The 26,291-nt window shown below is 37.1% G+C and carries 21 protein-coding genes and 1 riboswitch; of the genes, 13 read left to right on the top strand and 8 right to left on the bottom strand.

Annotation, left to right across the window (positions count from 1 at the left end; genetic code table 11):
* Positions 1 to 25: 25 nt before the first annotated feature.
* Positions 26 to 128: riboswitch (SAM riboswitch) on the bottom strand.
* A 72-nt stretch (positions 129 to 200) separates the two neighbouring features.
* On the bottom strand, positions 201 to 1,937 hold the full coding sequence (locus M3627_RS20795; RefSeq protein ID WP_285841666.1) for an ABC transporter ATP-binding protein: 1,737 nt from the start codon (positions 1,935 to 1,937) through the stop codon (positions 201 to 203).
* A gap of 241 nt (positions 1,938 to 2,178) precedes the next feature.
* Between M3627_RS20795 and M3627_RS07750 the strand changes: the two genes are divergently transcribed.
* Genes M3627_RS07750 through M3627_RS07740 form a run of 3 tightly spaced genes read left to right on the top strand, consistent with a single transcriptional unit; the run spans position 2,179 to position 6,951 of the window.
* A complete protein-coding gene (locus M3627_RS07750; protein ID WP_251553531.1) occupies positions 2,179 to 3,603 on the top strand; it encodes an ABC transporter permease in 1,425 nt (474 codons plus the stop codon).
* A gap of 15 nt (positions 3,604 to 3,618) precedes the next feature.
* The gene (locus tag M3627_RS07745; RefSeq protein WP_251553530.1) at positions 3,619 to 5,109 is read left to right on the top strand and encodes an ABC transporter permease; all 1,491 of its coding nucleotides are present in this window, start codon (positions 3,619 to 3,621) and stop codon (positions 5,107 to 5,109) included.
* Between the two features lie 27 nt (positions 5,110 to 5,136).
* Positions 5,137 to 6,951 carry an ABC transporter substrate-binding protein gene (locus tag M3627_RS07740; RefSeq protein ID WP_251553529.1) on the top strand — a complete coding sequence of 605 codons (1,815 nt, stop codon included), beginning with the start codon at positions 5,137 to 5,139 and terminating at the stop codon, positions 6,949 to 6,951.
* A 178-nt stretch (positions 6,952 to 7,129) separates the two neighbouring features.
* Here the strand turns inward: M3627_RS07740 and M3627_RS07735 are convergent, their stop codons facing one another.
* Together M3627_RS07735 and M3627_RS20790 are read right to left on the bottom strand one after the other, a co-directional pair.
* Positions 7,130 to 7,312: a hypothetical protein gene (locus M3627_RS07735; RefSeq protein WP_251553528.1), complete on the bottom strand. Its 183-nt coding sequence runs from the start codon at positions 7,310 to 7,312 to the stop codon at positions 7,130 to 7,132.
* A gap of 35 nt (positions 7,313 to 7,347) precedes the next feature.
* A complete protein-coding gene (locus M3627_RS20790; RefSeq protein WP_285841665.1) occupies positions 7,348 to 7,470 on the bottom strand; it encodes a hypothetical protein in 123 nt (40 codons plus the stop codon).
* A 786-nt stretch (positions 7,471 to 8,256) separates the two neighbouring features.
* Between M3627_RS20790 and M3627_RS07730 the strand changes: the two genes are divergently transcribed.
* Positions 8,257 to 8,772 carry a sigma-70 family RNA polymerase sigma factor gene (locus tag M3627_RS07730; protein WP_251553527.1) on the top strand — a complete coding sequence of 172 codons (516 nt, stop codon included), beginning with the start codon at positions 8,257 to 8,259 and terminating at the stop codon, positions 8,770 to 8,772.
* Positions 8,765 to 9,916, top strand: coding sequence for a hypothetical protein (locus M3627_RS07725; RefSeq protein ID WP_251553526.1), 1,152 nt, complete (start codon positions 8,765 to 8,767; stop codon positions 9,914 to 9,916). The genes M3627_RS07730 and M3627_RS07725 overlap by 8 nt, the downstream gene beginning before the upstream one ends.
* A gap of 116 nt (positions 9,917 to 10,032) precedes the next feature.
* Here M3627_RS07725 and M3627_RS07720 read toward each other — a convergent pair whose 3' ends face one another.
* Together M3627_RS07720 and M3627_RS07715 are read right to left on the bottom strand one after the other, a co-directional pair.
* Positions 10,033 to 10,233: a C4-dicarboxylate ABC transporter gene (locus M3627_RS07720; RefSeq protein ID WP_169359023.1), complete on the bottom strand. Its 201-nt coding sequence runs from the start codon at positions 10,231 to 10,233 to the stop codon at positions 10,033 to 10,035.
* 276 nt (positions 10,234 to 10,509) lie between these two features.
* Positions 10,510 to 11,307: a TIGR00266 family protein gene (locus tag M3627_RS07715; RefSeq protein WP_251553525.1), complete on the bottom strand. Its 798-nt coding sequence runs from the start codon at positions 11,305 to 11,307 to the stop codon at positions 10,510 to 10,512.
* A 678-nt stretch (positions 11,308 to 11,985) separates the two neighbouring features.
* Between M3627_RS07715 and M3627_RS07710 the strand changes: the two genes are divergently transcribed.
* The 4 genes from M3627_RS07710 to M3627_RS07695 all read left to right on the top strand — a co-directional run bounded on the left by M3627_RS07710 (position 11,986) and on the right by M3627_RS07695 (position 16,789).
* On the top strand, positions 11,986 to 13,461 hold the full coding sequence (locus M3627_RS07710) for an aldehyde dehydrogenase family protein (RefSeq protein ID WP_169359021.1): 1,476 nt from the start codon (positions 11,986 to 11,988) through the stop codon (positions 13,459 to 13,461).
* Between the two features lie 13 nt (positions 13,462 to 13,474).
* On the top strand, positions 13,475 to 14,638 hold the full coding sequence (locus M3627_RS07705; protein ID WP_251553524.1) for a saccharopine dehydrogenase family protein: 1,164 nt from the start codon (positions 13,475 to 13,477) through the stop codon (positions 14,636 to 14,638).
* A complete protein-coding gene (locus M3627_RS07700) occupies positions 14,635 to 15,828 on the top strand; it encodes an acyl-CoA dehydrogenase family protein (protein ID WP_251553523.1) in 1,194 nt (397 codons plus the stop codon). The genes M3627_RS07705 and M3627_RS07700 overlap by 4 nt, the downstream gene beginning before the upstream one ends.
* 184 nt (positions 15,829 to 16,012) lie before the next feature.
* A complete protein-coding gene (locus M3627_RS07695) occupies positions 16,013 to 16,789 on the top strand; it encodes a DUF7683 domain-containing protein (protein WP_251553522.1) in 777 nt (258 codons plus the stop codon).
* A 379-nt stretch (positions 16,790 to 17,168) separates the two neighbouring features.
* Here the strand turns inward: M3627_RS07695 and M3627_RS07690 are convergent, their stop codons facing one another.
* Positions 17,169 to 17,672 (bottom strand): GNAT family N-acetyltransferase, encoded by a 504-nt coding sequence (locus M3627_RS07690; RefSeq protein WP_169359017.1) that lies wholly within the window; start codon positions 17,670 to 17,672, stop codon positions 17,169 to 17,171.
* A gap of 393 nt (positions 17,673 to 18,065) precedes the next feature.
* Positions 18,066 to 19,382 (bottom strand): short-chain fatty acid transporter, encoded by a 1,317-nt coding sequence (locus M3627_RS07685; protein ID WP_251553521.1) that lies wholly within the window; start codon positions 19,380 to 19,382, stop codon positions 18,066 to 18,068.
* A 176-nt stretch (positions 19,383 to 19,558) separates the two neighbouring features.
* Here M3627_RS07685 and M3627_RS07680 point away from each other — a divergent pair, with 176 nt between their 5' ends.
* From M3627_RS07680 to M3627_RS07665, 4 genes are all read left to right on the top strand, one after another.
* Positions 19,559 to 21,661: a beta-propeller domain-containing protein gene (locus M3627_RS07680; RefSeq protein ID WP_251553520.1), complete on the top strand. Its 2,103-nt coding sequence runs from the start codon at positions 19,559 to 19,561 to the stop codon at positions 21,659 to 21,661.
* Positions 21,662 to 21,935: 274 nt separating this feature from the next.
* Positions 21,936 to 22,679, top strand: a complete 744-nt coding sequence (locus M3627_RS07675; RefSeq protein ID WP_169359014.1) for a threonine/serine exporter family protein — start codon at positions 21,936 to 21,938, stop codon at positions 22,677 to 22,679.
* 12 nt (positions 22,680 to 22,691) lie between these two features.
* Complete coding sequence (locus M3627_RS07670; RefSeq protein WP_169359013.1) at positions 22,692 to 23,144, top strand: threonine/serine exporter family protein; 453 nt, start codon at positions 22,692 to 22,694, stop codon at positions 23,142 to 23,144.
* Between the two features lie 158 nt (positions 23,145 to 23,302).
* Positions 23,303 to 24,034 carry an MBL fold metallo-hydrolase gene (locus tag M3627_RS07665; protein ID WP_169359012.1) on the top strand — a complete coding sequence of 244 codons (732 nt, stop codon included), beginning with the start codon at positions 23,303 to 23,305 and terminating at the stop codon, positions 24,032 to 24,034.
* A gap of 113 nt (positions 24,035 to 24,147) precedes the next feature.
* Here M3627_RS07665 and M3627_RS07660 read toward each other — a convergent pair whose 3' ends face one another.
* Positions 24,148 to 26,178 carry a sensor domain-containing protein gene (locus M3627_RS07660; RefSeq protein ID WP_169359011.1) on the bottom strand — a complete coding sequence of 677 codons (2,031 nt, stop codon included), beginning with the start codon at positions 26,176 to 26,178 and terminating at the stop codon, positions 24,148 to 24,150.
* Positions 26,179 to 26,291 lie beyond the last annotated feature (113 nt).

Below are 26,291 nucleotides of genomic sequence, written 5' to 3'. Positions count from 1 at the left end.
CCCTCAATATATATTGAAGTCATTCTTCTTATCTTCAAGACTTAATGTCTATTGGATTTAGCACCACACCTAAAAGGCTGGTTGCTGAGACATCATAGGGCCAATCCCTCCGTCTCTCTTGATAAGAAATAAAATATTAAATTATCTAAATATAATAAAAATAAGTTTAACATGGGCTTTAAACAATTTCAAGGGCTACCTTACTTAGGGATAGCTACCCAGTGACCGTCGGATACCTCTACCAGCTCAGAATTCTTTAATTGATACTTGTCAGTAACATTAGACTCTTCCATGAGCACACGCTTTTTCTTGGCCTCTACTTTTGGGTCAGGGATTGGAATGGCTGCTAAGAGAGACTTAGTGTACGGATGCTGTGGATTAGTATAAAGCTCCTCACTTTCTGCTAGCTCTACAATTTTTCCAGAATACATGACAGCAACGCGATCACTTATATGTTTTACCATGGACAGGTCATGTGCGATAAATAAGTATGTCAGGCCTAGTCTGTGCTGTAAATCCTCCAAAAGCTCTACAATCTGTGCTTGTATAGAAACATCTAAAGCCGATAGAGGTTCGTCACAGACGATAAAATCAGGCTCAACCGCAAGTGCTCGAGCGATACCTATACGTTGTCGCTGTCCACCAGAGAACTCATGTGGATAACGTAATGCATGCGAGGGCTCTAAGCCTACCAATTCTAGTAATTCCTCTACCCGCTTCTTTCTCTCCTCTGCATTTTTGCTCAGACGATGAATATCTAATGCCTGCCCAATAATGTCTAGCACCTTTAAACGAGGATTTAAGGAAGAGTAGGGGTCCTGGAAGATGATTTGCATATGCCGACGCATCGTTTTAAGCTCATTTTTACTTAAACGATTAATGGCCATTCCTTGATATAGCACATCTCCATCTGTAGGCTCATGCAATCGAAGAATCGCCCGACCGGTAGTAGATTTACCTGAGCCTGATTCTCCTACAAGACCAAGAGTTTCCCCGGGCTTTATAAAGAAGCTAATATCGTCAACCGCTTTTAAGACATTCCCGCGACTTACTTGAAAATGCTGTTTTAAAGATTTAACTTCCAGCAGTGGCTTTCCATTTTCTAATCCAATAGAACGAAGAGGAGGTTTCTTCGGCTTTTTCTTCTCGTCTAAACGAGGTAAGGCATTTAATAGTTTTTTCGTATAGTCATGCTTTGGGTTAGCAAAAATTTCTTCGGTAGTTCCTGTTTCAACGATTTCTCCATTTTTCATCACAGCTACACGGTCACACATTCCAGCGACAACTCCAAGGTCATGAGTAATTAAAATAATAGAGGTCCCAAAGCGCTTCTGCATATCCTTCATTAAATTTAGTATTTGAGCTTGAATGGTCACGTCTAACGCAGTAGTTGGCTCATCTGCAATAAGTAGAGTAGGCTTACATGCTAAAGCAATGGCAATCATAACTCTTTGACGCATACCACCAGAAAACTCATGCGGATATTGGTTATAACGTTCTTCACTATTTTTAATTCCTACAAGCTTGAGTATCTCAATAGCTTGTGCCTTTCCCTCTTTTTTCGAGAGCTTTTGGTGCTTAATAAGGCTTTCTGCTATTTGAACGCCGATACGAATGGTTGGATTTAAAGAGGTCATTGGATCCTGAAAAATCATACTGATATCTCTTCCTCTAATAGCTTCCATTTCCTTCTCTGTTTTTGTGTGGAGTTGTTCCCCTAAAAACTCAATGGAACCATTTTTCATGAAGGAGGGAGGAGAAGGTAAAAGGCGCATAATGGAACGGGCCGTGACACTTTTTCCACTTCCAGATTCTCCGACTATGCCCAATGTTTCTCCTTTTTTAACCTCAAAGCTAACACCTCGAACAGCCTCGAATTCATTGTCATTTGTTAAAAAGGAAATCTGTAAATCCTCTACTTTTAAAATAGTTTCCATGAAAACCACCTATCTGAATGAAATCTTCGTATTGTTTATGATTCATGCTCTGTTGTTAGAGAGCGTATATTTAAAGTAATATGAGCGGTTTCTACAAAAAAGAAGACTAAACACGCACATTAGTGGCGCATTTAACCCTACTCTAAATAGACTAAATAATTTGCGTTGACTTAATGGTAGTTCGAATCTATACTATACTATACCACTCGGATTTATACAATATGGAGAGGGGGGATTTAGTATGGGAAGAAAACTTTCTTCCAACGCATTTAGTTTTACCTACGGAAGACTACAACATCATTCCTTCTATAGTATTTTGTTATTTTTACTTGGTTTGCCGGTTCATGTCATTACTTTTATACTCTTTTACTTAAAAAAACAGAAGGATCCTCATTCTTCCTTAAAAAGTGATTTAAAGTCTGCACTTGGGACAAGGGGAGTGCGAGAGGAACTGTACGAAGAGTATAAGGAACAATATGAACGAAAGCATGCCTTTTTTAATGAAAAAATTAATAAAGAAAAAATGACGGCGGAAGTAAATAAACTAGTAGAAGATCGAATAGAAAAGCTTGTATCTACTGAAATGGAAGAAATACATCAGTTAAAAGGCACGAAGCCTCTTACTTATACATCCTATTTTCAAAGTCTGTTAGAAAATACAACATTTCTCATTATTTCATTTATACCAGGCTTACTGATGTACCTTTTGTTAGGTATATATAGTAATGCGTTCAGTAAATTTATTTTTGAGAGACTTATTATGAGTGTCTTTGTGATAACGGGTGTTTCCATTCTAGTATTTACTATTTTATACCTGTCACCATTTGATCCAGCTGCCAATCTTTTAGGGGAAAGTGCAACGAAGGATCAGATTGCTGCATTCAACCAAATGCACGGGTTAGACTTACCTTATTTACATCAGTTATGGAATTCGGTAAAAGGTATCGTAACATTTGATTTAGGAGCATCCTTTACGGGAAATGAAGATGTCGCTACAAGTATTGCAAACAAGTTTCCAGTTACGCTAATGATTGCTATCTTTTCTTTAGTGATGGCTGTAGTGATCGCGATCCCAATAGGAATCATATCTGCAACAAGACAAAACTCGTTCTTAGATTATTCCTTTATGTTCATTGCTTTGATCGGCTTGTCCATCCCTAACTTTTGGCAAGGGCTTATCTTCATCTTGAACTTTTCTATTAAGCTACAATGGCTTCCTGCAACCTATAGTCCTCAAAACTATTTGTCGATTATTATGCCTGTAGTTGTGCTCGGAACAGGTCTTACTGCTTCGGTAGCGAGAATGACACGTTCATCCGTATTAGAAATTATAAATGAGGATTATATAATTACTGCAAAAGCAAAAGGCTTAAACCAACGCCAAGTGCTTTGGAAGCATGCAATAGGAAATGCAATGATTCCAATCATTACGGTTATCGGTCTACTGTTTGGTGGAATGCTAGGTGGAGCAGCTGTTACAGAGAAAGTATTCAATATTAGTGGTATTGGGAGTTATATTGTCGACAAACAGTTTATACCCGATATCCCAGCCATTATGGGTGGAGTTATTTATATTGCAATAACCATTTCCTTAGTGAACGTGCTCATCGACATTTTATATGCATTTTTTGATCCGCGTATAAAATCTAAGATGAAGCAACTGTAAGAAGTAGGTGTAAAAGTGGTATCTAAAAAACAACATGCACTAAAGCTGTCACGAGAATATACTCAGGCAAACTTTGCTGGAGTATTATCTCTTCTACTGACAATAGTTTTATTGTTTAATAGCTTTAATTTTGATATGGGTACGTTAAAGCCAATTGCTAGTAGTGTTTCAGCTATATATGCATTTTTTACAGCGATTCAGTATTTTATAATCTGGAGAATGAAGCGAGAGCTTTTGAGTTTAGGGCATTTAAAAAATGCTACTAGAAGGCTTGGCTATGTCCAAGTAACCGCTCTATTAACTGGTAATATCTTCATAGCATCATTCGGTTTTAATTTGATCAAGGAGAAGAAAACACCAGAATACACATTCAGCATTTGGATGATTTTCACCCAGCTGTTTATTCTAGTTATTTCTGCATTAAATCTCTTTAAACCGTATGTGTCGGACACTTTTTTACCCGCAATGGGTGCTTTACTCGTCATTTTAATTATCCAAGTGTTTACTTTGGTGGCTGTAGCTAGGTATGTCAGTGATGAAGGCGCGCCTGGGTGGATGCAAGGCTTAGCGATTGTATTAATTATCACTTCGCTGACAGGTAATATTTTCAACTTACTGCTTGGCGTTAGCTTAATCATTAAAACGCGTAGTAACAGTCTGTCACGAATAGTGAAGTGGAACACAATGTGGGATAAAATCACTCGTAATTCTACAGCTATACTAGGAATGTTCTTTATCGTTCTTATGTTCGCGTTATCAGTGTCTAGCCGTTTTACTTTTGACTATGATATGGCAGTAGAGAATAACTATGAGGCACTGCTTCAGTCGCCAAGCTTGGAATATCCGTTCGGTACAGATAATTATGGCAGAGATGTATTTTCTCGAATTATCTTCGGGGCGAGAATTTCTCTAATTGTAGGCTTTGCTTCTACGTTAATACCATTCATAGTGGGAGGGGCATTAGGAGCATTGGCTGGATATTACAGCAAACGTACAGATAACATCATTATGCGTTTGCTTGATATTTTGTACGCAATTCCAGGGATATTACTTGCCATTGCAATTATTGCAGCATTCGGAGCAAATACTACGAATCTTATACTAGCTTTGAGTGTTGGTTCTATTCCGACATATGCTCGAACAATGCGAGCGAATGTGATGATGGTCTCGAATTACGAATATGTAGATTCTGCCCGGGCTTTAGGGGCTTCCAATCTATCGATCATCTTTAAGCAAATTGTTCCAAATTCCCTTGCACCTATGATTGTCAAAGCTACACTTACAATAGGTACAGCAGTAATTGCAACGAGTAGCTTGAGCTTCTTAGGTCTTGGAGTAGAGCCACATATACCTGAATGGGGCAATATTTTAAAAATAGGTAGTACTTATTTAGAGTCTAATTCCTATTTGGCGATTATACCTGGCCTTGCAATTATAGGTCTCGTATTATCTTTTAACTTTTTAGGCGATGGACTTAGAGATGCATTTGATCCGAGAATGGATTAAAGCAAGCTCAACAAGGAGGAAAAAGTAATGAAGAATACAAAAGCATTATTGGCTTTATTGTTAACGCTAGTTTTAATATTGGCAGGTTGTGTAAACACAAAATCAGACGTAGATAAAGCAACAGACAAATCTGATTCTAAAACAGAGCAGGGTAAGGTAGTAATTGAGCTGTTAGGGATGAGCACTGGGGAAGCGGACATGAATATTGTACGTGACCAGTTAATCAAAAATGGCTTCGATGTGAAATTAAATATTCAACCAGACTACGGTAGCTTCACTGCGCAAAAAGATGCAGGAAACTATGATTTAGCTTTATCTAGCTGGACGACTGTAACGGGTAACCCCGACTATGCAGTACGTGCGCTTTTTAAAACAGACGGTGATAACAGCATTATGTCTGACAAAAAAATCGATGAGCTGATTGAAGAGGCTAGCACAGAAACACCGGAAGAGTACACAAAAACATATAAAGAGTTCGAGGATCTTTTAGTCCTAGAAAAAGCATATATTGCACCGTTATATAATTCTTTTAAAGCGCAAGGAGTAAATAAAGAAGTATTGAATGCGGATACTGTGAGATTGGCTAAATCTCGTGCAATCGCTTGGGAAACAATTGACTTTGTAGATGCTTCTAAAAGAGATTCTGCACCACTGATCATGCAACAGGGAATGGCATCCTTAACTTCATTAGATCCTATTAAAGGAAATGATGGTTCTATTAATACACTAAATACAAATATGTACGTTCGTTTAGTTAACTTAACAGACGATGATAAAGTAGTTTCCGACGGTTCTCTTTCATTGAACCATGCAATCGCAGATGGCAATAAAGATTATTACTTCTTACTAAGAGATGATATTAACTTTGCAGCAGTAACAGATAAAAAAGCAGTTGATACGGGAGAACGCGTAGGGGCAGAGGATGTCGTATTCTCGATGAACCGTGCAAAAGACAGCAAATCAGTTCCAGACCATCGCACATATAGCTTACACGAAAGCATGGAAAAGATTGAAATCGTATCAGATCTTTCAGAGCTTGATGTGAAGCAATCTGGCAGTGATATTACAGTGAAGGAAGCTTTAGAAAATAATGTGGATACAGCAATTTCAGAGCTAGTGACAGATAAAACACAAGCAGATGCAGCTAAAGGGAAATACCAAGTAGTTAAAATTACAACGACTAATCCATTCCCACAAGTTTTAAATTATTTGGCTCATCAATCTGCAGGGATTGTGTCTAAAAAACAAGTAGAGAGCATCAACACTTACGATGTTGCTACCTTCGATGTAAACAAAGATATTCCTTACGGGGATCAAAATACAGTAACGGAAGGTGCTTCTTACAATAATACGTTATATGCTAGTGGGCCTTACATCTTATCCCACAAAAATGATTATGAGGCAGTATTCGTAAAAAACCCAGCTTATATGCAAGGAACTGAAAACGAGCCGAAGATTGCAAACGTAACCGTTCGTTTCATTGCAGATGCAGATAGCGCGCTATCGGCTCTTCGCAACGGAGAGATTCATATATTTAATGGAGTTCCTGAAACAAAATACAAATTAGTAGAAGATGATAGCAAGCTAACTCTTCAGAAAAACGATAGCAATGCTGTAAGTTATCTGCTATTTAATACAAAAGGTCGTGATGTATCAGAAAGCGAATCTTTACGTAAAGCGATTCTGTACTCGATCAACCAGGATGAAATCATTAACTATTACCAAGGAAACAAGAAAAAAGCAGTATCAACTGTAAGTCCTCTTGTAGAAACGGGTAACGAGCTTAAGGCAGATGCTGCTAAGGTAAATGAGTACTTAGAGGCTTTTAAAGCAGGTAAATAAATAATATTAAAAGGCATACTCGTGTAAGCGGGTATGCCTTTTTTGTTAACTTTATTTTTAAAATTGAGCTAGAATATTTTTTCCTAGCTCATGTTCCTTTAATATTGTCTTTGACTAACGCAACAGTTAGTTTAGGCGTAACATTTCAAAAAAAAACTAAGCTCATGAAAAATCAACTCTAGCTTTTAACAGAGCCTTTTAAATTTACGCGTGTAAAAGAACTCAAGACTCTTTTCAAAAAAGGTTTTCGGACTTTCTTTTTTCTAGATAGGTAGTTATGTCCTAATTTAGATTGTCTTACTTCCTTTTCCAAGTCAGCCATTCGTTGCTTTGCATATTCTATATCATTAATCGAAATCATTATTTTTCTCCTTAAGGAGAAGTCCAATTATATTGTTAAGGTGTGGCTAGCACCATTCCTGTTAGCCACTTTTCACTTAAATAGTGTGTTGGCAACTCCAATTTATTTTTATCTACAAATTTATTAATCTGCTTATCACTCTTTTTTGATATCATCATTTCTTTTCCTCCTTTATTTATTGTTTACCGATTAAACCAATAGCATCATTTTAGTCGACTGGGGTTTTCTCTCCCCAACCAAGCTATCCACTTTCGAGAGATTCCTTTTTTAATAACTTTCTTCGCTGTTCCATGATCATCATCACCAGCACTCCTTTTCTTATTATTTTGTTTATATATGCAACACGCAATGCGTGAAAACACCAAAGTAATTAAAAATGCACAAAAAAGAGCCCACGCTTCTTTACATAAGCGTGGGCTCATAGAAAAAAACGGCATAACATGCCGTCAGTATTAATTATTTACAAAAAAAATAATTAGCGGTTGGGCACGAAATGAATATACGATTATTTTTTGAAGTTTTAAATGTAGTCATTTTCCGTGCCTCCATTTCTAATTTAAATATCTAACTACTAGAGGATATCATTAATTATTTCTGAATGTCAACATATTTCTGAATATTATGTACTGATTTTAGGATATCAGCGTCCAAAGCTAAGTAGCTTCACATCCCAATTTGTTGCTGATTATTTTTCTACTAATATTCACCGATTAAATCCTATTTTTTTTCACATAGGATAAGCTATATTTTGTTCTAAAAGATACAAGTGTATTACGGAGACTAAACATTAACAAATCTTTTTCGATCAAGCTATTATCCTCCTTACAATATATAAGCTTACAAAGACCTACGTGTCCTCTTCGGCTATTTGAAATATTTTTAGAAAAATTCAAACTTTGGGTGTTTGGGAATCGTTTACTATATAGAGAGAGGAGCTTGCGATTTTGTTGACTGTTTATGAACTAAGAGAATTGATGTTTCAATATACAGAGCCTTTAATACGTTTAGCTTATGGTTATGTAAAGGATCTTCAAGCGGAAGAAGATATTGTACAAGAAGTTTTCATCAAGTTTTATCATCAGAATTATTATGAAGAACGTGGTGAGCTAAAAGCTTATTTAATGAAGATGACTGTTAATAAAAGCAAAGACTATTTAAAAAGTTGGACCTATCGGAAAGTTCGCATACAAAGCAAAATCTTCTCAACAGCAGGCAAACAATATGTGGACGAATTCGTGAAAAAAGATGAAGAAGCCATTATTGGAGATGCAATTCTTGAACTGCCCTTCAAAGATAGGGAAGTTCTCATACACTTTTATTTTAATGAAATGACTATTTCGGAAGTAGCACATTTATTATCCATTCCTGAAAGTACAGTAAAAACTCGGTTAAGTCGTGGAAGAGACCTATTAAGAAATCAACTGAAAGGAATAGAATGGGAGGCGCTATTAAATGAATAAATTTATCCCAACTAAAATGCGAGATTTAACCGAAAGTAAACAACGGGTGATGCAAAATGTAGTAAGTGATGTTGAAAACAACTCCAAACGACCAAAATATCAATGGCGATTTGTTGTGGTTTCTTTTGTTTTACTAGTGAGTACAATGTTTTTTTTCTTTAACATTGAAAATGAACTACCATCAAACAAACTACAGGCTCCAATAGAGCACCATTTAGATTTAGCAAAGCCTATATTTACAGATAAACAAGGAACCCTTTTTCTTCAGGGTATAACAATAGGTGACTCGCATAAAAAGGTTATAGGGGTCTTAGGCGAAAATTATACAATCGTACAAGAGGATGATAGCGAAGCAGACCTCATCATGGACTATGGCGGTCAGTCCAGATTCTACTTCGATGATGATAAATTGAATTCAGCAGTTTTCATGAATGTAGATAAAAACTATTTCAACCAAGTATTTAAAGATTACGATGGATTTAAATTTTTCACATCTATTTATACAGACTATGATGGTCATTATTTCTACTCGAATGAGACAAAACAAATAATAAAAGCCATAACGGGGACTTCTGAAGGGAAATTTCAATTATCCTTGTCCTATAACGATCAGAATTACCTAAATGCTGAATATCTATATAAAATAGAACAGAAACTTAATAATCAACAGCATTCTCCATCAGACATTAAAATTGATTTAGTTAATCCAACAGTCTTTGAGGAGCAAGGGCATCTTCACCTTAATGGAGTAACATTGGGTGACTCATCATCAAAAGTACTTGAACGCCTTGGTAATGATTATCTAATTGGTCAAGTGGATGGAGATAGCTCCGACTTCGTTTTAAATTATGATAAGCAAGCGAGCTTTTCTTTTTACGAAGATAAGCTAATAACAGTAGCACTAACAAAAGTTGATAAAGACTACTTTGATCAATTATTTAATGGCTATGAAGGATTTAAATTTGTTTCTGCTTCTAGTGAAGACGATAAGGATTGTTTTATCTACTCGAAAAAGACGAATACCATAATAAAAGCAACAACACAAACTCCTAACCAGGAGCTACATCTCTATCTATCGAATGCTGATCCTAGCCTCTATGAAATTCCAAATTTTCTTGAAGCGATGGAACAATATCCAGATTAATTTTTACACTATCTCTTTTACTGGTAACGTATGTAAGTATCCAATTATTTCTGCATATAAAAAGGCACCTGGTTTCTACGATCCAGTTGCCTTTTTCAATAATTATCAACAATAGCTTAGAAGAAAAAATAAAGTATGAGCACAATTACACCTAAAATAATGGAAAGCCATCCTACAATAAGCTGCTTGTAGTGATACAATGCTACGAATCCTAAAACAATTGCAGCTAAGCCTAGCCAAATTGGGTAGAAGAAAAAGCCTACGATTGCTAGCACGATACCAAGAAGCCCTATCCATAATCCTGCGTTATTAACCATTTTATACCCTCCTTATCATGTCGTGTTATGAGAACGAACTACACAGCTGTTCTTATAAACTAGTATATGAAGGGGGATACTAAGACTGTTGAGCAATATGCTAGGGGTCTTTCTAGTAAGACCATTAAATAGGTATAGCGATAGAGCCATGCCCCGTAAAAGGTATAGCACGTGTAATATTAAATCGATGAGTTTTCTAGTTTTTTTTCGATATAAAAAAGAACTGAAGACAAATTTCTTTTAATTTGTCTTCAGTCCATAAGAGATAGACTTATATTATTTCCCGCCTAAAAGATCAAAAAGCCCACCAGTTATGCTTCCTTCACCTTTAGATCCTCCACCTGGAGTTTGGGGAGCAGCAGCAAACACTCGACTCGCTAAACGGCTAAATGGAAGGGATTGAATCCACACTGTTCCAGGGCCACGAAGAGTAGCGAAGAATAATCCTTCACCCCCAAATAGAGCTGTTTTAACTCCCTTAACCATCTCAATGTTATAGTCAACATCTGAAGTCATAGCTACTAGGCAACCCGTGTCCACTCGTAATACTTCTCCAGGTCGTAAAACCTTTTTGTGTATCGTTCCGCCAGCATGAACAAACGCTAGACCGTCTCCTTCGAGCTTTTGCATGATGAATCCTTCACCACCAAAGAATCCAGTACCTAACTTACGTTGGAATTCAACTCCCACGGAAACTCCTTTAGCTGCGGCCAAAAATGCATCCTTTTGGCAAATAATTTTTCCTCTATACTCGCTTAAATCCATTGGAATAATCTTTCCTGGATAAGGGGAGGCAAAGGAAACGTGTTTTTTACCGCTACCTACGTTAGTAAAAGTAGTCATAAACAGACTCTCACCTGTGATTAACCGTTTTCCTGCGCCCATTAATTTACCCATAATCCCACCGCCACTACCCCCGGAGCCATCTCCAAAGATAGTTTCCATAGAAATGCCATCCTCCATCATCATTAAGCTGCCAGCCTCAGCTACAACCGTTTCCTGTGGATCCAGTTCAATTTCAACAAACTGCATATCGTCCCCATACAACTTGTAATCTATTTCATGATTATTCATTCTTTTTTCCTCCTCGGTGTAATTAAATAACTATACGAATGATAAAATAAAAGGTTCCTGTTTTTTATAGAGCAACACCTTCATTACTACGACGTGTCGAAGCCACTTATTAGGCTTTTGTATTCGTAGTTTCATGATTTCCTGCATCGTGGTTCTAGTTTTATAAAGCTTTGTTAAGGTTATTGGTTGATTTTGACTAACCATTCTTTTTTAAAGTGACTGTAAACATAAACAAAGGAACATTCAAATGGCTATTAAGAACATAAATAGATGATGAAATTGGGTTTGGTGACAGTTTTTTAGCTTTGTTTATGCGAGTAAGTTGATTAGCGCTTTATCGATGCTAAAGCTGTTCCCGTTTATTGATTGGAGCGCCAGACGGCGACTCCTACGGGATGAGTGAGACAGATAAGACATCACAACCACGCGCGTAAGCGATGGGTGATGGCTTATCGCTCACCCCGAGGAAAGCGTCCGGCTGGTGCGGAAATCAATTTTACTCTCTGATTTAAGATTTCTTTGCATTATAAATCAACCCTACCCTTTAACATAGCCTTTTATAAAAGAATTTTATTAAATTTTTCTTTTAATTTTTAAATTTTTAAAGGGTTTTATTAGTAATTATAGAATTTATTATATATGTAAACGTTTTCAATTTTAAGAGAGAGAGGTAAGGATATGAAACTAACAAATTTTATTAATGGAAAATGGCAAGAGGGAGAGGCTTCGTATACTGCCGTTTTGAATCCAGCAAACGGTGAGCAGCTAGCAGAAGTAAGAATGTCTACAAAAGAGGATGTAGACGTTGCAGTAGAGGCTGCAGTGAAGGCACAAAAGAAATGGGCATTAGTTCCGGCTCCAAAACGAGCGGACTATTTATATGAAATTGGTAGACTGATGAAAGAAAGAAAGGAGCATTTAGCTCAAGTACTGACAAAAGAGATGGGGAAGGTAATAGAAGAGGGACGTGGAGAGGTTCAGGAAGGCATAGATATGGCCTTTTACATGGCAGGTGAAGGAAGAAGACTTTTCGGAGAAACGACCCCTTCTGAGCTAGCAGACAAGTTTGCCATGAGTGTTCGAGCACCAATAGGAGTAGTCGGACTGATTACACCTTGGAATTTCCCTGTGGCCATTGCTACTTGGAAGTCATTTCCTGCTTTAGTGGCGGGCAATGCATTTATCTGGAAGCCTGCTACAGAGACACCAATGATGGCGTTTGAGATGGCTAAAATATTTGAAGAGGTTGGTCTGCCAAGTGGTGTTGCAAACGTCGTATTTGGTTCCGGATCAGAGGTGGGAACAGCGATGATTGAGCATAAGGACGTAAAAGTTATTTCGTTTACTGGCTCAACAGATACGGGAAGTAAGGTTGCTGAGCTTGGCGGTAGACATTTAAAGAAGGTCTCCTTAGAAATGGGCGGAAAAAATGCCGTCATCGTTATGGAGGATGCAGATTTAAATCTTGCAGTAGACGGAATTCTTTGGAGTGCCTTTGGTACAGCTGGACAGCGCTGCACAGCATGTAGTCGAGTGATTGTGCATAAAGATGTGAAGAAGGAACTGGAGAAAATGCTTCTAGAACGTATGGAGAAGCTGACAATTGGTGATGGGATGGATGAGACTGTCAAGGTTGGTCCAGTTATCAATAAGGCAGCATTAGAGAAAATCCACTCCTACATTCAAATTGGAAAAGAGGAGGGGGCTAACCTTGTTGTAGGTGGTACGATCCTTCAGGATGGTGATTTAGCTAAAGGAAATTACTATGCTCCCACTCTTTTTACAGATGTAAAACCGAATATGAGAATTGCTCAAGAAGAGATATTTGGTCCGGTTGTTTCATTAATTGAAGTGGAATCATTAGAAGAAGCAATTGAAGTGAACAATGGAGTGAAATTCGGGTTATCCAGTTCTATTTTCTCTAGAGATATCAATAAAATATTTAGAGCGCAACGAGATTTAGATACGGGGATTGTCTATGTTAATGCTGGAACGACCGGTGCTGAAATACATCTTCCGTTTGGAGGAACAAAGGGTACAGGGAATGGCCACAGAGATTCTGGAGTTGCGGCTCTAGACGTTTATACAGAGTGGAAGAGTATTTATATAGATTACAGCGGGAAGTTACAAAGAGCTCAAATAGACACAGAATAAGGGGGAAGTCGATATGAAGGTAGCTGTATTAGGTGCAGGTTTAATGGGGAAGGAAGCGGCAAGAGATTTAATCTTGAGTCCAAATGTGGAGAAAGTATATTTATGTGACCTGGACGTTGGGCAAGCCAATATGTTTAAGGAAAAAATGCAGAACTCTAAAATTGAGGTTTTAAGATTAGATGCAAATGATGATGCCAATTTAATAGAAGTTATGAAAAAGGCAGATGTCGTGATCAATGCGCTGTTTTACTCATTCAATGAGAAAGTGGCTAGAACTGCGGTAGATGTTGGAGTCCACTCCATTGATCTTGGTGGTCATATTGGAGGAGCTACAGATGCTGTGCTTTCGTTGGATGAAAAGGCACAAGCGAAAGGGGTAACGATTATTCCGGATTTGGGAGTCGCTCCTGGGATGATCAATATTCTTGCAGGCTATGGTGCTAGTAAATTAGATGAAGTTACAGATATTCACCTATATGTTGGGGGAATACCTGTAGAACCAGAAGGGATATTCAAGTATAATATCGTGTTTTCATTAGAAGGAGTATTTGATCACTATACCGATCCTTCTCATGTAATAAGAAATGGTCAATTAGAGGAAATAGACTCTTTAACAGAGGTTGAGCCAATCGAGTTTGACGGATATGAGGAATTAGAGGCGTTCCATACAGCAGGGGGGACGTCCACTCTAACTAAATCATTTCCAAACGTTCAAACATTAGAATATAAGACGATTCGCTATAAAGGCCATGCAGAGAAATTTAAGCTACTGGTAGATTTAGGTCTTACAGATAAAAATAAAACAGTTAACGCTGGAGGAAATATTGTAAACGTTCGGGAAGTATTGAAAGAAGTGCTGACACCGTCTCTTCTCTTAGGAGATAAAGAGGACGCAGTGCTACTAAGGGTTATTGTTAAAGGTGAAAAAGAGGGAAATGAAACAATTTACACGTATGAAATGGCAACTCAAAAGGATCCTTTATCTGGCGAAACTGCTATGGCTCGCGCAACTGCGAATACCATTTCAGTTGTTGCACAAATGATTGGAAATGGTGTTATTACAAAACCAGGTGTTTCTACACCGGAGCTAATTGTACCAGGGGAGTTATACATTAAAGAAATGTCTGCTAGAGGCGTCGAGATAAAAGAATATGTAACAAGAGGTGAAACGGTGTGAATTTTGAATTCTCCGAGGAGCAGGTTCTACTACGTAAAACAGTGAGGCAGTTTGTCGATAATGAAATTATCTCACATATCGCAGAGTGGGAGGCAAAAGGGGCATTTGACCCTATCATTTGGGAGAGACTTGCTAGCTTAGGATTAATGGGAGTATGTATACCGGAGAAGTATGGCGGTAGCGGTATGGACTATAATTCTCTTGCTATTGTTTGTGAAGAGCTAGAAAGAGGAGACACCGCTTTTCGAACGGCTGTCTCCGTTCATACAGGCTTAAACTCCATGACCATACTACAATGGGGTACTGAGGAGCAAAAGAAAAAATACCTGGAGCCTCAAGCAAAGGGAGAAAAAATTGGTGCGTTCGGTCTAACTGAGCCTGGAGCAGGTTCAGATGTAGCAGCGATGTCGACAGTTGCCGTTGCAGATGGAGATCATTATATGTTAAATGGACAAAAAACATGGATTTCTTTATGTGATGCTGCTGATCATTTTATTGTATTTGCTTATACGGACAAGGCTAAAAAGCACCATGGAATAAGCGCATTTATCGTGGAGCGTTCCATGCCAGGCTTTTCTTCTAAAGCGATTAAAGGCAAATATGGTATAAAATCCGGGAATACCGGAGAAATTTTCTTTGAAAACATGAAGGTTCCAAAGGAAAACCTTCTAGGAGAAGAAGGAGAAGGGTTTAAAATTGCCATGTCTGCTTTAGATAATGGTAGATTCACTGTGGCTGCTGGAGCAGCAGGTCTTTCACTTGCTTGTCTTGAAGCGAGTGTAAAGTATGCCAAGGAACGTGAAACCTTTGGTAAAGAAATAGGACGTCACCAGCTTGTACAGCAAATGATTGCAAAGATGGAAGCGGGACTTCAAATGAGTCGTTTGCTAGTTTATCGTGTTGGTGAGCTAAAGAACAAAGGAGTCCGGAATACACGAGAGACATCCTTAGCAAAATGGCAAGCTTGTGATTTTGCGAATAAAGCTGCAGATGATGCGGTTCAAATCCACGGTGCGTATGGTTATTCAGATGAATACCCGGTAGCACGTTATTTAAGGAATTCAAAGGCTCCGGTCATTTATGAAGGAACGAGAGAAATCCATACCGTTATGCAAGCGGAATATGTCCTCGGATATCGAGAAGATAAAAAATTGAACAAAATGCTTCCAAACTGGCCTTTTGAAGAATAACCAAAAAGAGGATTAGGTTATCCTCAAAAATACACTATTAAGGCAGACCAATTAGCTATTTACTGGTCTGTCTTTTTGTTGTATATAAGTTTTATGTTGAAATCCTTTTAATAATGAATGAAAATTAGCGTTAAGATACAAGTAAGAAAATCATATACATAAGCTAGATGAAGGGGTAGATTGGTTGAGTATTTACATAGATTTTCAGTGGCGAGTCACAAAGTACAACCCTGAATTTAGGGATGAAAATGGTTACTATACGTTAAGGGAGGAATGGACTTGTCCTTCTGAAATCGGAAAGATCATTAACGGAAATGAATTCACTTTGAATGAATATCTCCAAGTTGAGGCTGCTTATATTAATTCGGTAATCAAATTTATAGAGGAAACCAGCATTGATTCATTGCGAACCTTACAGTTAGAATGCACTATTTCAGAAGAAGACAAGACTTCTTCTTTATACGAAAAAGAATTTGAAACACTGGTTCTTAAAGAAGATGCACTGGTAAACAAAAACGATATACGCTTAATTTGCAAAATGATTTTGAGAAATTTTATATGGTGTCAATTATATAGTAAGAACAATTTCTTTGTACATTTTGGTTGGGATTACTATATGTATATTGGGTCCAAAGTAAATTGTCTTTCCGCTATCGAGTTTGCCTCTAACAATGGATTGTTTGTTAAACAATGTGCGTCACCATATTATTTCTCTGAAGAAGAGACTACAAGGCAAATTCAATGGAGTGAGATTGGGGATGAAACGAAAATAATTGTCGGTGAAGAGGAACTTAAAAATGTTCCACTAAATGAGTATCAGAGGATTTTCTATTTGACCCAAGAACATCCAGTGATTGGCTCTTTTATTGTAAATAAAAATCAAATAAATTTCTTTCAATCATTTTTGAAGCATAGGATGGATTTTGATAAATATGAGTATAGTTTTTGGGGCGGATATTAAGAATATTTTGGGACAAAAATCTCCTCCAAATAATAAACCTTGAAAATTTTACAATCTGGTAAAGTTTTTGAGGCTTCTATTTAAATTCCTGAAGTTGTTTTCCGTTCCAGCGGACGCTTTCCGGGGGAGGCTTCAATTTCCTCGTCGCTTTGCTCCTGCGGGGCTTTTGCGCTCGCTTGTTCCCCCAGGAGTCGCCGCTTCCACTTCAAACAACAAATAGATTAGTTCGATAAGAAAAAAAGCTACCTAAGCAGCTCAACAATCTTTCATTAAAGTACCAGTCAGTTGAAGAAGGATTTGCACTCTCTGGGTAACATTGTACCTATACAGAAAAACAAGACACCATAATAAAATGATGACTTTTATTCAGAGATTAATCTCAGACAAATCTCCAAAAGTATAATTCATCTGTTTCTTTATACATTTTCGCCCCTGATTTTTCTAAAACCCTGTGTGATGGAATATTATCTTTATCTGTATCAGCAATAACAAACATAACATCGGGCTGATTTAACAACCAGTTTTTCAAATTATTAATGGTTTCCGTCATATAGCCGTTACCTTGAAATTCAGGGAGAGTATAGTAACCTATTACTACTTCACCATTTTCATTAGGAAGACCTTTTATCATTATTCCTCCAACACTACAGTTTTTGTCTTTCGACACGATTAACCAATTGGTATACCATACATAATTTTCCTCATCACCTAACAACTTTGAAAGTCTTATTTCCATAGCTTGTTTAAGTTCTGGACTAAGAAATCTGTCTGAATCGTTTAAAGATAACCTTAGTTCCATTTTCTGTGGATTATCAATTAGTAATCTTAGATTTTCTGCACTTAGTGGAATTAATCTTAATCTTTCTGTGTCTAATTCAATCATTATTACACTCCTATCATAATTTTGTACGTCATTTTATAGACAGACACAAATTTTAAAATAGGTATATATTATTGGCAGCTACTCCCGTTACATTTAATCCAAAGTAAAGGATGCATCAAACTTTGCAATCCGATATTAAATGGTTCCTAAAGTTTATCATTTCAGAAATCTCATGTAAATCATTCCATTAATAGAATAATTATTTTATACAGAATATTTTTCGTGAAAATAAAAAAACATAAAATCAATTTGTCGATTTCACGTTTTCTAATTATTCTCTAGTTATGTCCCAGCATCATTTGCGTCTATATTATTGCGTTTTTCTAAAGAAGGAGACCCCCTTTATGAGAAGGGTTCTCTTTCATATTTCAGGGAATGTATAATAAAATTTATTTAGAAAAAGAACAAGCCGATACTAATAATGACACCACTTAATAACAGGACGAACACACAGTAGCCCATGATGTCCTTCGCCTTTAGACCTGCGATAGCAAGTGCTGGCAATGCCCAGAAAGGTTGAATCATATTCGTCCAAGCATCTCCCCATGCAATAGCCATGGCCGTTTTTGCATAGCTAAGGTTAAGCGCAGATGCAGCCTCTATCATGATTGGTGCCTGTACTGTCCATTGTCCTCCTCCAGAAGGAACAAAGAAGTTAACAATTCCAGCCGCATAAAACGTGAACAAGTAAAACGTGTGCTCATTCGATATACTAATAAATGCCTCAGAAACAACTCCAGCTAAACCAGAAGCAACCATCATGCCCATGATTCCTGCATAAAAGGGAAATTGGATAACAATGTCCCCAACTGTGCTAGCAGCATTTTTAACGGCTAATAAAAAGTTTTTTGGTGTGCCGTGACAGATAATTCCAAGTGTCACGAAGATCAAATTAACGATATTTAAGTTTAAGTCAAAACCTTTAGTGACAAAGTGGTTAACTAAATAAACTAAACCAAGTAGTCCGATTAAACCGGTCAATATATAGCTTCCTTCCAGTCTTTGCGCAGGAGTGGGCTTTTCTATTGATTTTTCCTCAACCTTTTCCTCTTCTAACAAAGCTGGGTCTATCGAGAAAGTATCCTCCTTACTTGGCATCATCCACCTGTTTAAAAGAGGTACGGAGATAAATAGTGCAATAACAATAATTAAATTGTACGGTGTAAATAATGTTTCAGAAGTTGGAACGACTCCCATGATATCAGCAAATGGATGTCCCTCGGTTGCAATAGAAAGTGGTATTGAACCTGCGAGGCCTCCATGCCATATGATAAAGCCTGAATAAGCACTAGCAATTAATAGGCGGTAATCCACATTTTTAACCTGCTTGGCAATTTCCTTTGCGAAAAGAGCACCAATTACTAAACCAAACCCCCAGTTAATCCAGCATCCGATTAAAGAAACAACAGAAACTAATAGAATGGCTGAACCAGGTGTCTTAGCTATTCCTGCTAAGGAACTTAATACTTTTTTAAAAAACGGGCTGCTTGCTAATACATGACCTGCCAAGAGAACAACAACCATTTGCATAGTGAACGATAGTAAACCCCAAAAACCATCTCCCCAGTAGGTTGCCATTTCTAATGGTGTGGAATCAGTTAAGAACACCCCTAGTAAAAATACAAGTAGAGTAAGTATTGCAACAAATATGTATGGATCAGGTAAGAATCTGACCATTAAAGTGTTTGAAAATCTTGTTAACGCTTTCAATTTATTTCCCCCTTTGTTTTTTTACATCCCCTATTAATCTATGTTATAGGAAAGAGAGAAAATTCTCTATATTTTAATTAACATTTTTCGACAAAAAATACTAAAACATGACCTGTAACTAATAACCAGAAAAACGGTCTAATATATTAATTAATGTAAAAGAAAGGAAGTTGAAAATGAGAAGGTGGATCGTGACATTTATAGCTATTGCCCTTTGTCTAACAGCGGGTTCGGCTTGGGTTTATTTTTCCAATCAAAAAGTATTGGCACAAAGCTTTGTGTTATCCAATCAGGTTTTTAGAGCAGAATTTTCAAAGGGTGTAAGTAAAGATGTATTGGAAAAAGGAGAGGTGTATGTAACCGATGATAAGAATGCTAGGATAGAGGCAGACTTTCAGCTAAAAAACAATGGGAAGTCCCTTGAAATATCCGGACTATCAAACGGAAAGTATACACTCCATGTCGATGAAAAGTTTAGTCTAGGAAAAAGCAAATACACATTTGAGGTGCAAGAAAGCCTCCCAGTGGTACATTCGCGAGGAGAGCTTGAGGATTATTTTAAGCTAGTTATGAGTACAAGAGAAAATGTAGTCACGGAAGAAACCATGGAAATGTCAGCAGCAGAAGACAAATCAAGTGGAACTGCAGACTACTCCACTACTAATAACCAGGTAAAAGGAGTGGAAGAGGCGGATATTGTTCAGACAAACGGTTCTCATGTGTTTGTAATTAGTGAGAACAAAGTTGTTATTAATAATATTGAAAATCCTTCTAATATGAAGCAAGAAAGTAAAATCCAATTTACAGAATCCTTTTATCCAAGTCAGCTATTATTAAAAGAAGAACTGTTATTAGTGATTGGACAAAAGAACATGTACCATACATTGGAAGCTACAGATTCGGCACCACGAATAGATCCTGATTGGGAAAGTATGACAGGGGTTTTTCTTTATGATATTTCTAATCCTAAAGCTCCTAAGCTAATCAGGGAGCTAGCCTCTGAGGGATATACGAATGGGGTTCGTTTAAAGGGAAATATGCTTTATATCGTTTCTACTATTATGCCTAGATATTGGGCGATGGAAGAAAATGATGATATGGAGTTAAGACCATTTACGTATGATTCAAAGACTGACAAAGAAGCTCAACCGTTGGATTATGAGCAAATATCGATATTACCTGATTCATTGGATGGTAACTACACCGTTATTACAGCTCTAAACATTTCGGAACCATTAGTGAACGAGGTTAAAACAAGGAGCTTTCTTGGAGGTAGCCAGGAATTATATATGTCCACGGAAAGCCTGTTTCTAACTTCTGCCATTTATAAGAATGACGAGGCCACTACTATGAGTAAAAGGTTATGGGGACCAGGGCAATTGGATACAATGGTATATAAATTTTCGATTAAAGATACGATAGTTGATTTTGTAGGATCTGCTACGTTAACCGGAACAATTCTTAACCAATTTTCGATGGATGAGCATAACGGTTACTTTAGAACAGTTACCACGACAGGAAACCTTTGGGATCAAAATAATCCCTCCGAGAATAATCTATTCATTTTAGATGAAACAATGAACATGGTAGGGTCTATTACAGGATTAGCAAAGGAAGAAAGAATTTATTCGGCAAGGTTTATGGGGGACAAAGCATACATGGTGACATTTAGAGAAACGGACCCATTGTTTGTGATTGATGTTGCCAATCCTACTAACCCAAAAGTGCTAGGTGAATTAAAGATTCCTGGATTTAGTAATTATTTACACCCTCTAGGGGAAAAGCATTTAATCGGCTTTGGTTACGAAACTTCATCTATAGTACCTGTTGGTAGTAAGGAGCCTATTATACAAACGGAAGGTATGAAAATCTCTTTATTTGATGTTAGTGATTTTGACAGCCCTAAGGAAGTAGATACAGAGGTGATTGGAGGACAAGGAACTTATTCTCCTATTCAATATGATCACCATGCCTTGTTCCAACATAATGAAAAGAATCTTTATGGTTTCCCAGTGACTATTTATGAAAAAGAAGAAGGTCAGGAATATAGTAGCTATAAACAGGATGGGGCATTCATCTATGAAATAACGCCCGAAAAAGGAATTGTTCTAAAGGCAAGTTTACTTAACAAGGATAACCAAGCACAGCAATATGAGGAATGGGGAACGATGATCCACAGACTGATTTACTCGAATAACTCCATCTTTACAATTGGAATGAAGGAAATGAAAAGCTATCAATTGGATACATTCAAAGAAACGGGTGTTCTTTCTTATTAAATTTAATAAATGGTGTAATACCTTCACAAATTGTGGCTCTAATGTGGTGCATAGTGGTGGTAAAATAGAAAAAAGTGTTAAGTCGACATTAGTCAATTTAACACTTTTTTCTTTGGCCTACTTCATTTTTTTATGAAGTAATGCCCTCCAAGTTGAAAGAATTAGTAGGCTATTTATGAAATTAACTAAGGTAAATGTTATATTAGATTAAACATTTCTTATAAGGGAAATAAATAACAAAAAAAGGTTTGAAGACAAAGGAAGGTGAACGGCAATGAAAACGGATTATGAGCTAGCGGTAGAATGCTGTTTACTTGCTGGTAAATTGATGATGGAAAGTGGGGCAGAGACATACCGAGCAGAGGATACAATGGACAGAATGGCCTTGTCTCAGGATTTAACCCAATCCCAAAGTTTCGTTACCCCAACTGGAATCCTCTTTAGTGGAAAAGACAATCTTCCAACACGATTAGTTAGAGTGAATAATAGAACAACAGATTTGGAAAAGATTGCTCTTGTAAATGCCGTTTCTCGTAAATTGGCCACGGCAGAAATAAGCTTGGAAGAAGCATATAAAGAATTAAAAAGGATAGATGAAGATCATAAAATGATTGCTTTTTGGATTCGAATTGCAGCATCGGCCGTTGCATCAGGAGCGTTCCTATGGTTATTTGGGGCGTCTTTAATAGATGTGCCTCATGCGATGGTTGCTGGAGGAATAGGTTTTGCCGTTGCTGATTTATTGGAGAGAAAAACGCGAGTCAAATTCTTTGCCGAATTTTTTGCTGCACTCATTATTAGTACGATTGCCACACTTTCCGTTCGGTATGGATATGGCGTTGAAATCGACAAGATTATTATTGGCTCGGTAATGCCTCTTGTTCCAGGTTTACTTATAACAAACGCAGTCAGAGACTTAATGGCAGGACATTTTATGTCGGGACTATCCAAGGGAGCAGAGGCTTTTTTAACTGCTTTCGCTATTGGAGCAGGAGTGGCGTTTATATTATCTTTATAAGGAGGGATCGAGATGACTTTTGTTCTACAAGGTATCATAAGTTTTATAGCAGCTGCTGCATTTGGGGTGATTTTTAATGCGCCGAGAAAATCCCTCATCTACTGTGGATTAGTTGGTATGGTAGGTTGGCTTGTATTCTCGACTATGAGATATTACAACGATGATCCCATTGTTTCTACCTTTGCAGGTGCATTCTCTATTGCATTTGTTGCGCATATAATGGCGAAAAAATTTAAAATGCCAATGATTATATTTAGTGTTGCGGGTATTATACCGCTTGTTCCAGGTGGTTCTGCTTATAACGCAATGAGAAATGTAGTCGAGGAAGATTACGGAACAGCTGTTGAATATGCTGCGCTTGCCTTAATGATTTCCGGAGCGGTTGCAATGGGGCTTGTGTTCGCTGAAATCATAACGCAAATATGGCTACAGACTTTGAGGAAGAAGAAAGTAAACCCTAGCTGAACCAATAATCCATCCAGTTTGTAAGGGCGTGGATAAGAAGATTACTCAAAGCAGCTCCCGAGATTATATATTTGGGAGCTGCTTTTTTTTATAAAAGAGGAAGTGTGAGGAGAAGTGACGAAAAAGTATAGGACGAAAAAGAAACGGGGGAGCTTCATATGAGATGTAGAATAATTGGAATGTGGGGAGGGTTTCCAAAAGAAAATGGACCTTGCTCAGGCTATCTGATTGAACAAGACGATTTTTCTGTGCTAGTAGACTGTGGAAGTGGAGTATTAATGGAAGTTCAGAAATATATAAACCTCAATGATATAAATCATGTCGTTTTGTCTCATTATCATTATGATCATTATAGTGATCTTGGTGCGTATTTGTTTTCAAGATTAGTTAACACGAAGATTGGTAGAGCAAATGAGCATTTGCAAATTTATGGACCTTATGATGAGGAGATGAAAAGAAGAGTAGAGGAGGTAGAATACTCGAAATTCTCCTCATTTGATGAAAGAAGTAAGCTACAGATTGGACCTTTTATTTTCACCTTTTTGAGAAATATCCATCCGGTCGAAACATATAGCATCAAAATTGAAAGTGAAAATACAAAAATAGTGTATACATCAGATACAAGTTATATGAAGGAGCTAATTGATTTTGCTGAGGAAGCTGATTTACTAATTGTAGAAAGTAGTTTATATGAGGATATGGATGGAAGTTCATCTGGACATATGAATTCAAAGGAGGCAGGGCTTCTAGCTAGTCAATCTAAAGCAAAAAAAGTGATCTTAACACATCTTCCACACTACGGAGATTTAGAAAACCTACTGAAAAGTGCTAGAAATGAAGGAAATGAAAATATTGATCTAGCTACCTCTGGAATGCTTATAGAGCTGTAAGTAGGGGAGCGTATGACGATCCATATAATAAGGTTAAGGTGTAATTATCTATGTTGCTATACTATAGAAGAAGAGGTCCTGAGCAATTCAAGACCTCTTCTTTATATTTACTATTATACATTTTCTGTAGATCTAATTAACTTTTCAACTTGATCTGCAGTAATTGGTTCGCTAATATAGTAGCCCTGAACTGCATCACAACCCATATCCTTTAGTGCATTATATTGTTCCTTAGATTCTACGCCTTCTGCAACAACCTTCACGCCAAGAGACTGTCCAAAATGGATTAAACCTTGGATCAGTTGCTGAAGTTTTTCTTGTTGCATGATGGAATTTACAAAAGATTTATCTATTTTCAGTTTGCCTATTGGTAGCAACTGTAAATATCTTAAGGAAGCATAGCCCGTACCAAAATCGTCTAATGCAAAAGTTATTCCTTCTTGATGGAGCGTCTGCATTTGCTTCACAATATTTTTTTCTGCCTCAGCTTCCAAGGCAAACTTCTCTGTAAACTCTAATTGTAATAATTCTGGGGAACAATTATATTTTTTTAACGCAGCACGTATCGCTTTGACCATATTTTTATCTCTAAATTCTCTTATGGAAGAGTTATAGCTTACCTTAACGGATAAGCCTTTTTCTTGCCAGATTGCAGCTTGTTCGCAGGATTTTTCTAGCATAAACATACCTATTTCATTTATAAGTCCGGTTTCCTCTGCTATTGGGATCAACTCGTCTGGGTTAATAACTCCAAGAACTTCATCTTCCCAACGAACTAAAGCTTCTACGGAAGTAACTTTCCCAGAAGTCACTTCACGTTGAGGTAAATACATAACATGAAAGTCATTATGGTTGAGTGCTTCTATTAATCTTTTTTCAATTTGTAGGGATCTGGTAAGCTTATGATGATCCGATTGAGAAAGGGATGAAATGATTCCCCCGCCCTCTAATTTTACTTTTTGAAGCGTTGTATTTGTTGCTTTTAAAAGATGTAAATAGGTCTGTTGATCTTCAGGGAATCTAGTGATTGCTCCACTTACGGTTATTGGAATAACCTTGTTCTCCACATAAATTGGGTTTTGTTTTAAGAAATGTATGAACCCTTCAATATACCAATCGCTTAGTGGAGTGATTACGGCAAAGTCATCTCTGCCCGCTCGAGCTATAATAGAATCTTCAAAGTAGATTTTTAATCTTTTTGTTAGCTCTATCATTAGGAAGGATTCTGTTTCAACATCTAGTATTTCTTTTAACGTATAAAATTGATTGATGCTTATAAAAACAAATGAAAAGTTCTTTTGTTCCTCGATATGCTCGTTAACAACTTGTTCTAAACGATGTCTACTCATCAGACCTGTTTCTGCATCTACATAAGCAATTTCTTCTAGGCGGGTTTGTAGTAATTTTTTTTCTGTAACTTCTTCTTCCAAAAGAATATAGTAAAGCGTATTATTTTCAATATCCGTAATTGGAATGGCTATAAGGTCGACCCAATAGCTGAGCCCGTCTTTAGTCATTTTTTCTACTGTACCTTGATAAGTACTGCCTTTTTGAATCGAGTTCATTATTTCATCTGCTACGGCAATATGCTCAGACGTGTTAGGAAAGAGCTGCCAAAAGGATTTACCCACGATTCTTTTAGGGGTCCAATTACTCTTTTTAAGAAAAAGATCGTTTGCGTGCATGATCAATCCTTCCTTATCAAGGTAGAGAACCATAAAGCTATGGGATAAAGCTTTCTTCAAGATTTCAAGTTCAAATGATGCTGTTTGATCTGAACTTTTTATTTGATCGGTATCAAATTGAAATAAGACGTACGTTATATCATGAATAGTTAGGGATTTTAGTATAAGCGATGTTTTTAATAATTGTTTATCTTTTTTATACAATGTTACTGAATTAATGCGAATTGGTTCTTCTTTCGCGATAATTTTGTCCCATTTGGCAATAAGGTGACCATGAGTATAATCATTAAAAAATGGTAAATTTGAACCCTTTACTTCTTCAGAAGTATATCCAAAGTGCTTTTCTGCTTCTTGGCTCCACCAAACGATATGACCATCCTCATCTGTTAAAAAGGTTGGGTATGGTATATGATTTAACACAGCTTCACTTAAATCCAGTTGTTTTTCCTGCAGATACATCGTCAGTCCCCCATAAAAATTATCTAATAGTAATTATACAGAATATAGATAATATAGTCATTAGCATAGAACAATATATTCACAAAATAATTAAATATAGACTAAAATACCTA

Source organism: Psychrobacillus sp. MER TA 171 (assembly GCF_023713305.1).
GTDB lineage: Bacteria > Bacillota > Bacilli > Bacillales_A > Planococcaceae > Psychrobacillus.
This window is presented reverse-complemented; position numbering and strand designations above follow the sequence as displayed.